12 protein-coding genes are annotated in these 13462 nt (G+C 61.1%); 2 read left to right on the top strand and 10 right to left on the bottom strand.

Annotated features, from left to right (window positions below):
• Window positions 1-78 precede the first annotated feature (78 nt).
• The 3 genes from pyk to ACRQEG_RS05875 form a co-directional block, all read right to left on the bottom strand.
• The gene (pyk, locus tag ACRQEG_RS05865; protein WP_039898859.1) at window positions 79-1509 is read right to left on the bottom strand and encodes a pyruvate kinase; all 1431 of its coding nucleotides are present in this window, start codon (window positions 1507-1509) and stop codon (window positions 79-81) included.
• 160 nt (window positions 1510-1669) lie between these two features.
• Complete coding sequence (gene lgt / locus ACRQEG_RS05870; protein WP_435733813.1) at window positions 1670-2659, bottom strand: prolipoprotein diacylglyceryl transferase; 990 nt, start codon at window positions 2657-2659, stop codon at window positions 1670-1672.
• A complete protein-coding gene (locus ACRQEG_RS05875; protein WP_274734410.1) occupies window positions 2656-3552 on the bottom strand; it encodes a beta/alpha barrel domain-containing protein in 897 nt (298 codons plus the stop codon). Before ACRQEG_RS05875 ends, lgt begins: the two co-directional genes overlap by 4 nt.
• 98 nt (window positions 3553-3650) lie before the next feature.
• Between ACRQEG_RS05875 and ACRQEG_RS05880 the strand changes: the two genes are divergently transcribed.
• Window positions 3651-4244 (top strand): nucleoside/nucleotide kinase family protein, encoded by a 594-nt coding sequence (locus tag ACRQEG_RS05880; RefSeq protein ID WP_274734411.1) that lies wholly within the window; start codon window positions 3651-3653, stop codon window positions 4242-4244.
• Here ACRQEG_RS05880 and ACRQEG_RS05885 read toward each other — a convergent pair.
• The 6 genes from ACRQEG_RS05885 to ACRQEG_RS05910 form a co-directional block, all read right to left on the bottom strand.
• A complete protein-coding gene (locus ACRQEG_RS05885) occupies window positions 4241-5125 on the bottom strand; it encodes an FKBP-type peptidyl-prolyl cis-trans isomerase (protein WP_274736534.1) in 885 nt (294 codons plus the stop codon). The two genes, ACRQEG_RS05880 and ACRQEG_RS05885, sit on opposite strands and share 4 nt — an antisense overlap.
• Window positions 5122-6492, bottom strand: a complete 1371-nt coding sequence (pafA, locus tag ACRQEG_RS05890) for a Pup--protein ligase (protein WP_435733816.1) — start codon at window positions 6490-6492, stop codon at window positions 5122-5124. Before pafA ends, ACRQEG_RS05885 begins: the two co-directional genes overlap by 4 nt.
• A gap of 14 nt (window positions 6493-6506) precedes the next feature.
• Complete coding sequence (locus ACRQEG_RS05895; protein ID WP_320757179.1) at window positions 6507-6686, bottom strand: ubiquitin-like protein Pup; 180 nt, start codon at window positions 6684-6686, stop codon at window positions 6507-6509.
• A gap of 108 nt (window positions 6687-6794) precedes the next feature.
• Window positions 6795-8384 (bottom strand): depupylase/deamidase Dop, encoded by a 1590-nt coding sequence (dop, locus tag ACRQEG_RS05900; RefSeq protein ID WP_320757180.1) that lies wholly within the window; start codon window positions 8382-8384, stop codon window positions 6795-6797.
• A complete protein-coding gene (gene arc / locus ACRQEG_RS05905; protein ID WP_320757181.1) occupies window positions 8381-10027 on the bottom strand; it encodes a proteasome ATPase in 1647 nt (548 codons plus the stop codon). The genes dop and arc overlap by 4 nt, the downstream gene beginning before the upstream one ends.
• Before the next feature lie 94 nt (window positions 10028-10121).
• Window positions 10122-11237 carry a tRNA (adenine-N1)-methyltransferase gene (locus ACRQEG_RS05910; RefSeq protein ID WP_320757182.1) on the bottom strand — a complete coding sequence of 372 codons (1116 nt, stop codon included), beginning with the start codon at window positions 11235-11237 and terminating at the stop codon, window positions 10122-10124.
• Between the two features lie 64 nt (window positions 11238-11301).
• Between ACRQEG_RS05910 and ACRQEG_RS05915 the strand changes: the two genes are divergently transcribed.
• Window positions 11302-12123, top strand: a complete 822-nt coding sequence (locus ACRQEG_RS05915; RefSeq protein ID WP_320757183.1) for a RecB family exonuclease — start codon at window positions 11302-11304, stop codon at window positions 12121-12123.
• A 53-nt stretch (window positions 12124-12176) separates the two neighbouring features.
• Here the strand turns inward: ACRQEG_RS05915 and ACRQEG_RS05920 are convergent, their stop codons facing one another.
• Window positions 12177-13442 (bottom strand): hypothetical protein, encoded by a 1266-nt coding sequence (locus ACRQEG_RS05920; RefSeq protein ID WP_320757184.1) that lies wholly within the window; start codon window positions 13440-13442, stop codon window positions 12177-12179.
• Between the last annotated feature and the right edge of the window lie 20 nt (window positions 13443-13462).

Here is a 13462-nt window from a genome sequence, read left to right on the forward strand (position 1 = left end):
GGGCTTATCCCGGCGGGCACCCGCTCACCTGTGCTGTGCTACGCACGCATCCGGCGCGCCCAGCACGGTTCGCGAGTTTTAGGCAACGCCCGTTTCTTCACCGATCTTGTGAACACGCAGGGTGTTGGTGGAGCCGGCCACACCCGAGGGCATACCGGCCACGATCACCACGCGGTCACCGACCTGGGCGCGGCCCAGTTCGAGAAGACGGTCTTCCACCTGCTGCACCATTTCGTCCGTGGTGGCAGCCGAATGATCCACCGTATAGGTTTCACTGCCCCACAGCACGGCAAGCTGGTTGCGGACCTTCTCCGAAGGAGTGAAGTTGATGATCGGCAGGCGGGAGCGGTTGCGTGCCACGCGGCGGGCGGTATGCCCGGTTTCCGTGAAGACCACAACTGCCTTGACACCCAGGGCTTCACCGATGTCCAGAGCGGAGCGGGTGAGAACACCGTTGCGGGTGCGATGCAGAGAAGAGAGCTGCGGGATCTGCTCCAGGCCGTGTTCCTCCGTGTAGGAAACGATGGAGGCCATGGTCTTCACGCACTCAATCGGGTAGAGACCCACCGAGGTTTCCCCGGAAAGCATAACGGCATCCGCACCGTCCAGAATGGCATTGGCGCAGTCAGAAGCCTCAGCGCGGGTGGGCCGCGGGTTCTGGATCATGGATTCGAGAACCTGGGTGGCCAGAATAACCGGCTTGGCACGCTTGCGGGCCAGCGAAATGGCTTCCTTCTGCACCAGCGGAACCTGCTCGAGGGGCAGTTCCACGCCGAGGTCACCGCGGGCAACCATAATGCCGTCGAAGGCCTGGACGATGTCATCCAGGTTGGCCACGGCCTGCGGCTTTTCGATCTTGGCGATAACGGGCAGGTGGATGCCCTCTTCGTCCATGATGCGGTGGACATCGTCAATATCCTTGGCATCACGCACGAAGGAAAGCGCGATAAGATCCGCACCGTAGTTGAGACCCCAACGCAGATCCTCTTCATCCTTTTCGGACATGGCAGGAACGGACACCGCCACACCGGGAAGATTAATACCCTTGTTATTGGACACGGGACCGGGGACTTCCACGCGGGTGACCACGTCAGTTCCGTCCACAACTTCCACGACACGCACGGAGACCTTGCCATCGTCGATCAAGAGCACATCGCCGGGGTTGCAATCGCCCGCCAAGCCCTTGAAAGTGGTGGAGCAGATATCCTTCGTGCCGGGGATATCGCGGGTGGTGATGGTGAAGGTATCGCCCACGTTCAGCTGAACCGGGCCTTCGGCAAAACGGCCGAGACGGATCTTCGGGCCCTGCAAATCAACGAGTACCGCAACCGGGATACCCAGTTCCTTCGCGGCGGCGCGCACATTATCAATGCGCTTTTCGTGTTCTTCATGCGAACCGTGGGAGGCGTTAATACGCGCCACGTTCATGCCGGCTTTAACAAGTTCAAGGATTTGATCGTAGGTATCCGTAGCAGGACCCAACGTACACACAATTCTAGCTCTACGCATGTTTCCTATCTTACCCGAGTGCCCTGTTTCCCCATCGGGACTCAAGGCACTCGTCCTGGTAAATATGCACCGTTATGAGCCCCGCTCCCGGAGCTCATCTTTACGCTAGCGCACGGTTCGGGCAGCGGCTTCACCCGTTCACTGAGCGGTTACCCACGCCCTATTCGGATTCCTTTGCCGCGGTGGCGGAATCGTTTTTACTTGCAATCCCGGGAGTTTCCATTTTTTCATGCACAGCGGCGGCTGCGCCCGCTGCGGCGTCGTTCTGCGACATGTCAGTTCCCTCAGTTTCCGGCTCGGGGCGGGCCCGCAACCACACGTGATCGCGAGAAGAATCACGCAGGTAGGCGCGTCGCAGGATAAAGAGGGCGATGATCCCGCCGAGCAAAACGAGAAGCGATGTCCAAACGTTGAGACGCAGACCAGCAACGAGGTGCGCCGGATCGATACGCAGGTTTTCAATCCACACTCTGCCGAGAGTGTAAGCGATAACATATGCGGCAAAAAGCTGCCCGGCCACAAGGTGGAAGCGTTTTTCCAGGAGAAGGAGTACGACGGCGCCACCTAGGCACCACAGGGATTCATAGAGGAAGGTGGGGTGGAAGAGCTGGTCGGGTGGGAAACCGGCCGGGCGGTGTGCGGCATCGACTTCCAAACCCCACGGTAGTGCGGTGGGGCCGCCAAAAAGTTCTTGGTTGAAGTAGTTACCCAGGCGGCCGATGGCCTGGGCGATGAGAAGCCCCGGGGCAAGAGCATCCGCGAAAGGCAGGAGCCGGACGCCGTTGCGGCGGCACCCGATCCAGGCACCTACGCCGCCCAGCGCAACTGCACCCCAGATGCCCAGGCCGCCGCCACGCAGGTCAAAGACTCGCCACGGATCACGGCCCGGGCCGAAATACAGCTGGTAATCAGTGATCACGTGGTAGAGCCGCCCGCCGATAATCCCGAAAATAACCGCCCATAGCGCGATGGAAAGCGTGACGTCGCGGGTCGCGCCCTTCGCAACGTAGCGCCGCTCCGTCAGGGCATACGCGACGATAATCCCAATGACGATAGCAATCGCGTAGAACTTGATAGAGAGGGAAAATGCGGAGGTCTCGAAAAGCACCCATTCGGAGTGCTCGGGAGCCGGAATAGCTGTTGGTATCATCGTGTCCCTTCTTGTGCGTGGGCATGGGGCGGATGCCCGAGCCCGGGTGCCTGGGCGGTATATTCGGTCGCGTCAACGGCATGGTCGCTCACGTGCGCGATGCGTTCGGCCATGAGCAGCGCGGCCGGATGCCGCCCCGCGGTTGCCATGCGAGCCACAAGCCCGACCGGATCATCGGTTTCGAGGAGGGCCCGCCCTACGATAACGCACCCCGCACCGTGCCGCGCCGCGGTGAAAACATCTCGGGGACTACGCACCCCGCGCCGCACCACCCGCACGCAGGTGTAGGGCAACTGCTCGAAAAGCTGCGGATAATCTGTGACGGAACGCGAATCTGCGACGACGACGCGCGCCGCGCAGCCAATCGCACGAGTTATGTCACTTTCGGATTCCACTTCCAGGCAGGGTTCCATGCCGAGGGATCGCGCGCGTTCCACCAGTGCCTCGAGTTCCACATCGGAGAGGATGCGCGGGGTAAGCGACACAGCATCCGCGCCCGCCGCGCGCGCCCGCAAAAGCTGCACGGCGGAGACAGTGACATCGCGGTAGAGAAGCGGGCCCACTCCGATGGCGCGGGCGCGGCGCAGCGCCGGCAGGCCAAGCCCTCCGGGGATAACCGGTGCGGTCACGGAGATAGCAGCCGCTCCCCCGCCGCTCAACGCTTCCGTAAAGGCTTCGATATATTCCGGGGCGGGGGCAGGGTTTCCGTCCAGGCTGCGGATTTCCCCGATAACACCGATGGGACGCTGCGGACTGGGCGTGAGCGCACGGTAGAACTCGCGCGGTGCAGGAGCTGCCTGGACGGCGCGCCGCAGCGCATCACGCTCCTGGTCCGGGACCTGCCGAGCTGCGGCCCGCACCCGCTGTGCTACCTCATCAATAAACCATGCCACTGTGCCTCCCGCTCTCGGTGAGCTTCGCTCCGCGTGCCGGTTATGACATAGAGTACCCGCACGGGATGACAAAAATGACGCAGGAATAGGCGGGAGCAATGAAAGAAGGTGCGGACGGCCTGGATCTCCTTGCAGCCCTGGTGATTCGCGGGAACGGTAGGCGGATCTACGCCATTGACGGACGCAGCGGGGCGGGGAAAACCCAGCTATCGCGGGCCCTCGCGGCGCGACTACGGGAGAGCGGGCTGGCGGTCGAGATTCTTGAGGTGGAACGTTTCGTACCCGGATGGGACGGCTTGGCCCGTGGCGTGGAGCGGGTAGCCCGGGAGATTCTGGGGCCTTTTCTGAGTGGGGAAAGCGTGCGGGTGACACCGTGGAATTGGTATATGAGCTGCTACGATGCTCCGGTAACGGTGCCGGCTGATCAGTTCACCGAGGTGCTGCTGCTGGAAGGTTGCGGGGCGGCTTCCGCGGCCTGTGCCCCGCTATGCACGGCAACAATCTGGATGGAATGTGAGGATTCTCTCCGGCTGGCTCGGGTACGGGAGCGCGAAGGTGATCCGAGTGGCTGGTGGGATATGTGGGCCACCCAGGAGCGTGCGTTGCTCACAACAAGAGATGCCCCGGCCCTGGCACACGCGGTGGTGCGCTGGGATGCGGGGCAGCTACACGTGCAGATACGCGGCTCTTAGGCAGCCCCGGCACGAATCTGGGTGAGGGCCCGGCCCGTGGCCAAAATATCAACAATGGCAACGAGGTCGGTATCTCCGCGGGCTTGGCTGGCTGGAATAAGAATCATGACACGCGAACCTACCCGCTGATCAACTAAACCTTTGCGCATTCCATCCATGAGATCGCCCATAGCCGCGCGCACCGGCCCCGATGTCCAGCTGGAATCAACCGTTTGCCCATTCGGATCCACGAGGAAGTAGTTGAGCACAAGTTCGTCCGAGGCGGCTACCTGCTCACCGCGCCCGAGCACGAGCGGCACCACCGCGAATTCCGGAATGGGCCCGCCACCCCCGGTCAGCACGGGTGCCACGCCTTCGCCGCTTGCTAGCCCCGGCATTCCGGCCGGCGGCGTGGCCGGTGGAGGCGCTGACTCCCCGCGTGCATTTGTGTAGAGAATATCGACAATGACGATTTCTATCGCACCGGGATCTCCGGCAACTAATTCTTCTCGCTGGATGAGCAGGCGGCTGCCTTCCCGCTGCCCGCTGATGTAGGGGGCAAGTTCCCCCACTCCGGCTTGGCTCACGGTGGCGAGAGTGATCCCGCCGGTGGCAAAGCCTTCAACCGGAGCTTCGGTACGCGAGTCGAAGGAGGTAATGCGAGCGAGGACCGGGCTGCCTTCGGCCAGTTCCACCCCGTCTCCCGGGATGAGGACATCATGGCGCACTCCGTCAACATGGAGATTTCCACTCACGGAGATGGTCACGGGAGCTCCGAAAGCACCTGTAACATCCACGCTTCCGGGGGTGCCGGGCTCGCGGTGGCCGCTACAGCCCGCTAGCGCGGTAGCGGCCACCGCGAGGCCCGCCAAGATAGCTCGGTATCGCACGGGGTAGTTCACGCGGTGATCTCCTCGATAAGCGCCTCGACCTCGGGGTTTTCAGTGGCGAGTGGGTCGTTGAGGACCGCACTGGAATTCCCATTGGCCTCCATGAGGCGCAGGGTGGACCAGTCCACCGCCACATCGCGCCGGGCTTGCCGTGCAGCGGCCAGGAAACGCCCCCGCAGTGCGGCCCGGGTGGTGTGCGGCGGGGTCGTCATCGCTGCGGTGGCGCGTGCGGGCGCGATAACCCGGCGCAGAAGCCCGGATTCTTCCATCCGGTCGCGCAGACCTCCTTCGGTAATATCGTGATATGCCAAATCCAGGCGTGCCACGCGGGTATCGCAGAGTTTCGCCCCGGTGCGTTCCCGGTAGCGGGTGAGGAGGGCGAGTTTGGCAGCCCAGTCGATTTCGGTGGCAATAGCGCTCGGATCACGGCGTTCCACCGCGTCAATGGCGCGCTCCCACAGCTCGAGGAGATAGCGCCGGGTGGGATCGAGCTCCGCTAGGTATCCTTTCCGATCCAGGTGGTTCATCGCGGCTTCATACATTCGCCGCTGTACTGAAATCGGATCGGTCAATCCGCCGCTGGCCAGTTCCAAATTAGCTCGCCCCGATAGGTCCGCGCCCGTGATCCGGATAGCGTGCATGGGGTCGGCGAGTTCCAGGTCCGGAAGGATTGCGCCTTCTTCCACGAGGGTAAGGAGAGCTTCGGTGGCCGCGACTTTGAGGCCGGTTGTTGCCTGGGAAATATTGGAATCCCCCACGATAACATGCATGCGCCGGTAGAGTTCCGCATCAGCGTGGGGTTCATCGCGGGTATTGATCATGGGCCGGGACCGCGTGGATGCCGAAGAGATAGCCTCCCACATTTGGTGGGAGCGTTGGGAAAATTCGTAGCGTACCTGCCCGTCTTCCCCGCGGTGCAGGCTACCGGCTCCCGCTACGATCTGCCTGGTCACGAAGAAGGGGATGAGCCTGGCAATGCGCTGGCGGTAGTCAGGGCGCCGGTGCACCATGTAGTTTTCGTGGCACCCGAAAGAGTGCCCTTCTGAATCAACATTGTTTTTCAGGAGGTGGATGGCCCCAGGTACGCCGTCGTCCTGTAATTTTTCATTGGCGCCTTTCGCAAGTCGCGCAAAAATGAGTTCTCCGGCGCGGTCGTGGGCGAGGAGGTCGTCGATATTATCGCATTCAGCGGTGGCGTATTCCGGGTGGGCACCCACGTCCAGGTAGAGGCGTGACCCGTTTTCTAGGAAGGTGTTCGTTGACCGATGCAGGGCCAGTACCGGCGCGAATAGCCGCTGCGCGGATTCTTCGGCATCCAGCGGTGGGCGTGTGCCGCGTTGCGCCGCGCAGGTAATCCCGTACTCGGTCTCAATGCCCATAACGCGACGGGGTATCACTGTCCGCCTTTCTGTACGAAGCCCTGTACGAAGGAGGACGCGTTGCTTTCTAGCACGGCGTCAATATCGTCGAGCAGCGCATCGATACCAAAATCTTGATTTTGCGCCTGCGGGGCGTCCACTTCGGTATGTTCTTCCTGCCGGCGTTGGGGCTGCAGGAATTCTTGACTGGACATTTCTTCCTTCCTCTTCTCTGGTAGTGATGTTCACGGGTGTCCGGATGCTGCCGGCCGAGTTTGCGGCCGAGGCAGAATGCCGGACCGGACGCGTCGGCAAGGTGTCCCCTAGGAACCCGCCGCGGTGAGCGCGGCAATAACATCGTCTATCGTGTGTGCGGCGGTCAGGGTAGCTCCCAGCCTTGCTTCGTTCGCGGCATTCGGATCGGGCAAGTTGAGACGATGAAGCTGGCCGGCGCTATCGCGTAGCAGCACGCTTGACCAGCTGGCCGCGGCCACCTGATCGGAAAAGCGGGAAATGAGCTGCCCGCGTAGGTAGGCGCGGGTGGAGCCCGGGGCCTGCCGGGTAGCCTTGGCTATCTCCGCCTCCGAGAACAGCTCCTCTACCCGCCCCGCGGCCCGTAGTTTCGCTACGATGGAGCGTTCGGGGCGCACATCATGCCATTGCACATCGAGGGCGCGCAGCTTATCCGAATCCCAGCTTCCCCCACCGCGTTCACGTAATTCGTTGAGAACCTGGTATTTCGCTACCCATTCCACCTGGGATGCGGCGGAAAAAATATCACGGGACAGCAGATCAAGAACATTTTGCCACCGCTCGAGGATCTCGGCGGTATCCGCGTCCACCTCACCGTGTTCGGCCAGCGCATCGCGCACCGCATCGAGGTATATCTGTTGAATCTCCAGCGCGGTGCGCGGTTCGCCTTCGTGCACTTCGAGTTTGGTGGAGAGAGTGGGATCTTGGGATACCGTCCACGTGAGCGGCACGGGATTATCCATGATGACCGATTCCAGCCCGAGAGGCACAGCGTCACGTTCTAGCATCCACAGCACCAGCGAGGTGGTCCCCACCTTGAGCAGGATAGACACGTCAAATTGGTTGGCATCTCCCCCGATGACGTGAAGGCGCCGGAAGCGTTGCGCCGCCGCGTGGGGTTCATCGCGGGTATTGATAATGGGCCGGTTGAAAGTAGTTTCCAACCCGATGTCATTTTCCACGTAATCGGCGCGTTGTGAAATTTGGAATCCGGGCTGTTCCGAGCGCGGGCCGAGCCCCACGCGGCCGGTGCCGCACAGAATCGGCCGGGTCACGAAAAAAGGAATGAGGTAGCGGATGATCTCCGTGAAGGGCAGGGAGCGATCAACCAGGTAGTTTTCGTGGGAGCCGTACGCCGCTCCTTTTCCGTCCACGTTGTTTTTGTAGATGGCAAATTCGCGGCCGTTTTTGCGCAACAGCTCGATTCCACGCCGCGCGATAAGCTCTCCGGCGCGGTCCCAGAGCACGGCTTCGCGCGGGGTGGAGGTTTCCGGCGAAGAATATTCCGGGTGGGCATGATCCACGTAGAGACGCCCGCCGTTAGTAAGAACCGCGTTCGCGGCGCGCGGGCGGCGCAGTTCTGCCTCATCTTCCGTTAGAGGTGCGACGACGACGCCAGCTGGCGGGGCAGGATTTTCAGGATCATCGGTGAGCTGAGAAGGGTCCGCCTCCTCCCGGCTCATCCGGAAACCGCGGGCGTCATTGAGGGGATCTTCTCCGGTGTAATCCCAGGCCACCGGGCCGTGCGTGCCGGCCCCTTCCCCGGCATGCCCGTAGGTTTCTACAAAATCAGCCGAGAGCACCACAGGATTTGCCCGCAGATCAGCGGGTTCCATAATCCCGAATTCTGTTTCCAGGCCGATGACTCGACGTGCTGTCACCGTGGTTCCTCCCCTGTTGTGTTCTGCGCGGGCGGCACACTTGGTTGGGCATGGCCGGACGCACGTGCCTGGCGTGCCTGATCACTCTGGCGTGGCCGCACCGCCACGATCCGCTCCCCGCGGTTTTTACCGTTGACTTTGGCCCATTCATCCGGGTTGGAGATCTGGTCCAGTTCCGAGCTATCACGGGCTTCGGCATGCACGGCGGCGATAGCGTGCTGCGCGGTAATTCCGCGCGCCCCGGTTGTCAAATACGTTTTGATAGCTGCCTTTTTCGCGCGATCAACGATGCCGGCCAGGAGGGCCCCGGAAACAAAATCGGCAAGATAGAGAGTTTCTTTCCGACCCGATGCATAGGTGACATCCACGAAGCGGTTCTCCGGTGATGCCTCGAAAACCTTATCCGCGATGAGGCGGGCCAGATGTGCGGCGGCTCCCGCCCCACCACCGTAGGCCTCCACATCGGCTGGTGTATAGGGCAGATCAGGCGTGAGGTACTTGGAGAGAATATCCACACTCCCCGCGTAATCGGGGCGTTCTACCCGGATTTTCACGTCGAGCCGGCCGGGCCGCAAAATAGCCGGGTCGATCATATCTTCCCGGTTGGAGGCGCCAATAACGATAACGTTGGAGAGTTGTTCCACCCCGTCAATTTCGGCCAGCAGCTGGGGTACCACGGTTGTTTCCACATCGGAAGAAATCCCGGAACCGCGGGTGCGGAACAGGGCTTCCATTTCGTCGAAGAAAATAACAACGGGAATACCCGAGGAGGCCCGATCGCGGGCCCGCGAAAAGATTTCGCGGATCTGGCGTTCGGTTTCCCCCACGTATTTATCGAGGAGCTGCGGGCCCTTGATATTGAGGAAGTACGAGGAGGCTTTCGCCACTCCTTGGGCACGCGCAGCATTCTCCGCGAGAGAGGTGGCCACCGCTTTCGCGATCATGGTTTTCCCGGTTCCCGGAGGCCCGTACAGCAAAATTCCCTTGGGTGGGCGCAGGCCGTGCTCCCGATAGAGGTCGGGTTGCTGGAAAGGCAATTCGATACTGTCGCGAATTTCCTCAATCTGAGCATCCAAGCCACCAATATCCGCGTAGGAAACATCCGGGACTTCTTCGAGTAAGAGGTGCTCAACATCCGGGCGTTCCACTTTTTCTACCAGAAATCCGGTTTTTAGATCCGCCATGCAGGTATCCCCGACCCGCAGTTGCGCAGCCGAAAGCTTCCCGCCGATGCGCAGCACTTTTGTTTCATCCGCGTGCACCCGCACGAGTACCCGCTGGGGGTCCAGCACGAGTTCAACAGCAACGAGTTGCCCGATATTTTCGTAGCCTCCGATGCCGACCACTACGAGTTCTTCATTGAGGCGTACTTCTTGGCCGGGGCGCAATTGTTCCAAAGCAACATACGGGGACACGGCCACATTCATTTTCCGGCCGCCCACGAGGGCATCAATGGAATGATCGGAGGAATGCCCACGAATAAAGGTGGCGAAGGTAGCCGGAGGCCGGGAGAGGGAATCGAGTTTCTCCCCCAATTCCTGGATGCGTTTGCGGGCGGCGACCAGCGAGGTGGAGAGCCGTTCATTTTTCTCACGCAAGGACGCGATTTCGGCAAGAGCCGCGCTCGACTCCGGTGTGCTCATGGCTTCCTTTCTGATCGTCCCTTTATTCTAGGACAGGCCTACCTTACCGCCCACCCCGGGAGATAGCATCCCGGGTGCCCGCACGGTTAGGTCACTAGTCCTCGACGTGCTGTGCGTGCTCCACATCCCGTCGCTTGGCCACTTCCCGTGATTCCTTCGCGTGCCGTTGCTTTTCCGCTTCGCGGTGCGCGATTTCCGCCGCGATTTTCTCCGCTATCTCGCGGGAATGTTCTCCCGGAGTGGAGACCCCGCTTTCTTCTACATCCGCCCGGTGTGCGAGATCGCGGCGGACCTTACGAAGTTTCTTTTCCGCAATAGTGCGTTCTTGAAGTGGTTCAGCTTCTGGGTTTTCCCAGGGCATGGGTTCGGCGTAGGCACCCTTAGCAGGTCGGGATGCCGGAGAAAGCCGGGTGGGCCCCGCTAGCCGGCGCGCCACAATGAGGAAACCGGTATGCGCGACCATGCGGTGGTCGGGGCGCACCGCGAGTCCCTCTAGGTGCCAGGTGCGCACCAGGGTTTCACTGGCCTCAGGGCCGGTGAAAAGTCCGGTGGCTTTGAGATCTTCGGCGCAGCGGGAGAGCTGCGTTGTGGTTGCAACGTAGGAGAGGAAAACGCCGCCGGGTACCAGAGCCTGCGCGGCCGCCGGAATGATTTCCCAGGGAGCGAGCATATCGAGAATAACGCGATCAAAACCGGCCGGGTGATCAGCCAAAATATCAGCGGCTTCCCCGCATTCCACCCGCCAATTATCTGGCCGCTTACCCCACCAGGACACCAGGTTGGCCTGCGCAATCTCCGCGAATTCCGGGCGTCGTTCCGCGCTCAGAAGAAATCCTTCGGCTCCTACCGCTTGGAGCAGAGAAATGGAGAGAGCACCGGAACCCACCCCGGCTTCAAAAACTCGCGACCCGGGGTAGATATCCGCGGCGTGGATGATTTGCGCCGCATCTTTCGGGTACACAATGGTGGCCCCACGCGGCATGGAAAGCACGTAATCGCTCAGCAGCGGGCGCAAAGCGAGGAATTCACGGCCTTCCTCAGTGGTAATGAGGCTACCTTCCTCTTGTCCAATAAGTTCGCTGTGGCGGAAAGAGCCCCGCGTGGACTGGAAATAGCCATCAAGCGTGAGATTGATGGTGTAATGCCGCCCTTTAGGATCGGTGAGTTGCACGCGTTCACCGGGGCGGAAGGGGCCTCGTCGTAATGTCATTCCTCCAGTGTAGTTTGTCCTTGCGATAGATTTTTCTGTCGCAGCGAGTTGTTAAAGTGGAAGCATGACTCGTCACGCCGCACTATCACCATCACGTGCCAAAGATTTCAAGCAGTGCCCGCTGCTCTTCCGTTTCCGGAGCGTTGATCGCCTGCCCGAAGCACCTTCCCTCGCCGCGCTACGCGGCACTCTCGTGCATTCGGTTTTGGAGTACCTGTACGCCGCTCCGCAGCAAGAACGCACCGAAGAATACGCTCAGTCCCTCCTTCTCCCGCGCTGGGAAGCCCACCTGGAAAAGTCCCCGCAGGATGCCGATCTTTTTGAGTCCGCGGATGCGCTTTCGGAGTGGCTGGAGCAGGCCCGCGCTCTTATTAGCAATTATTTCCACATGGAGAATCCGCAGTTTTTGGCACCGCGGGATCGGGAGAAGTTCATCAATGCCCGCCTGCCTTCCGGTTTGGCCCTACGCGGAATCGTTGATCGTATCGATGCTGCTCCCGATGGCGCCTTGCGGGTGGTGGATTATAAAACCGGGAAGTCACCGCACCCGCGCTACCAGAACGAAGCACTGTACCAGATGCGCTTTTATGCGCTGATTTTGGAGCTGACGGAAGGGCAGCGCCCAGCCCGTACCCAGCTTGTCTACCTCAAAGATGGGCGCACCCTCACCTATGATCCGCTCCCGGAAGATACCCGGCGTATCGCCTTGGATCTGGAGGAAACCTGGCGGGCTATCGCCGCGCGCCTGGATTCCGGGGAATTCGAACCGCGTACCTCCCGGCTGTGCGATTGGTGCTATTTCCAGCAGATCTGCCCGGCCTACGGTGGAACTCCCCCGCCGCTCAGCACAGAGGGGGTGGAGCACATGCGCACGGCACATAGCTAAATAGCGTGGAGCTGGATTCGGCAATTAGCCACGCAGGGAACTGGGGTCGCTAGCTAGCCAGCAAGCAACTGGATACCCAGAAGGGCATCGACCGCGCGCACTACCTGCCCCGCATCGGGCGCTCCGGATGCCGCCCAGTCATCCAGGATGCGCAGGGCTTGCGGAGTGTCCAGATCATCGGAAATAGCCTCAATGACTGCCCGGCAGGTGGGAGCCAGCTCAGGCTCCGCGGGCATATCGCCCGGCTCGGCGGCCACGGACTTTCCAAGCGCGTTACGGGCTGCCTGCTGCCAGGATTCCAAACGTGCTTCGGCATCCCGGAGCGCACTCGCCTCGTATTCCCAATCCGAGCGATAGTGATTCGCCAAAAGAACCAGCCGAATGGCATTCGGGTGCGCACCTGCCGCGGTCAACTCCGAAACTCGAACCAGATTGCCCAGCGACTTGGACATTTTTTCACCCTGGTAGGCCACCATACCCACGTGGAAGTGGATATCTACCCGGCCGCGATCATCGGTCATCTCCCGCAGATGACTCTCGCTCATTTCATGGTGCGGGAACAGCAGATCACGCCCGCCGGCCTGCACGGTGATATGTTCCCCCAGGTAGGTACGGGCTATCAGCGCGCATTCCACATGCCAGCCCGGCCGCCAGAACCCGGGCTTCTCCCCCGCGGGCCTGAAGTCATTGCCACGCACACCCTTCCACACCAGCGGGTCCAGGGTGCGGCGTTTGCCGGGGCGAGTTGAGTCGCCACCGTGCTCGTCAAAAATCTGCTCGAGATCCAAATACTCAAATACCGGCGCGGCGGCAAAACTCGGATCGCGGGTGAGATCAACATAGATATCTTCCGAGCCATCCCCATTGGGAAGTCGGTACGTGAGACCGCGAGCCTCAAAATCGCGGACGACCGCCTCCACCTCGTCCAGCACCTCGGACACCGCAACCCAGTTACCGGGCGGGACAACCCGGAGGGCATCCATATCGGAACGGAAAAGCGCTATCTGAGAATCGGCAAGTTCACGCCAATCCACCTGCGTTTGCTCGGCGCGTTCGAAAAGCGGATCGTCGATATCCGTGATGTTTTGGGCATAGCGAACCGGAAGTCCGGCCGCCAGCCAATACCGCACCAGGGTGTCGGCGCTCACGTAAGTAAAAGCATGGCCCAAGTGGGTGGCATCGTAGGGTGTGATTCCGCAGGTATAGAGGGTAGGGTGCCGCGTTTCTACCCGGCAAATGTCCTCATTATCAGAATCGTAAAGGTTGAGGTCCGGGGTGAATCCCAGTGGTGGTACCTCCGGGCGTGTCCAAGTCTCCATCTGGTTATCCGTTAGTCTCC

It is taken from the genome of Actinotignum stranguriae (assembly GCF_051265215.1).
Lineage (GTDB): Bacteria > Actinomycetota > Actinomycetes > Actinomycetales > Actinomycetaceae > Actinotignum > Actinotignum schaalii_C.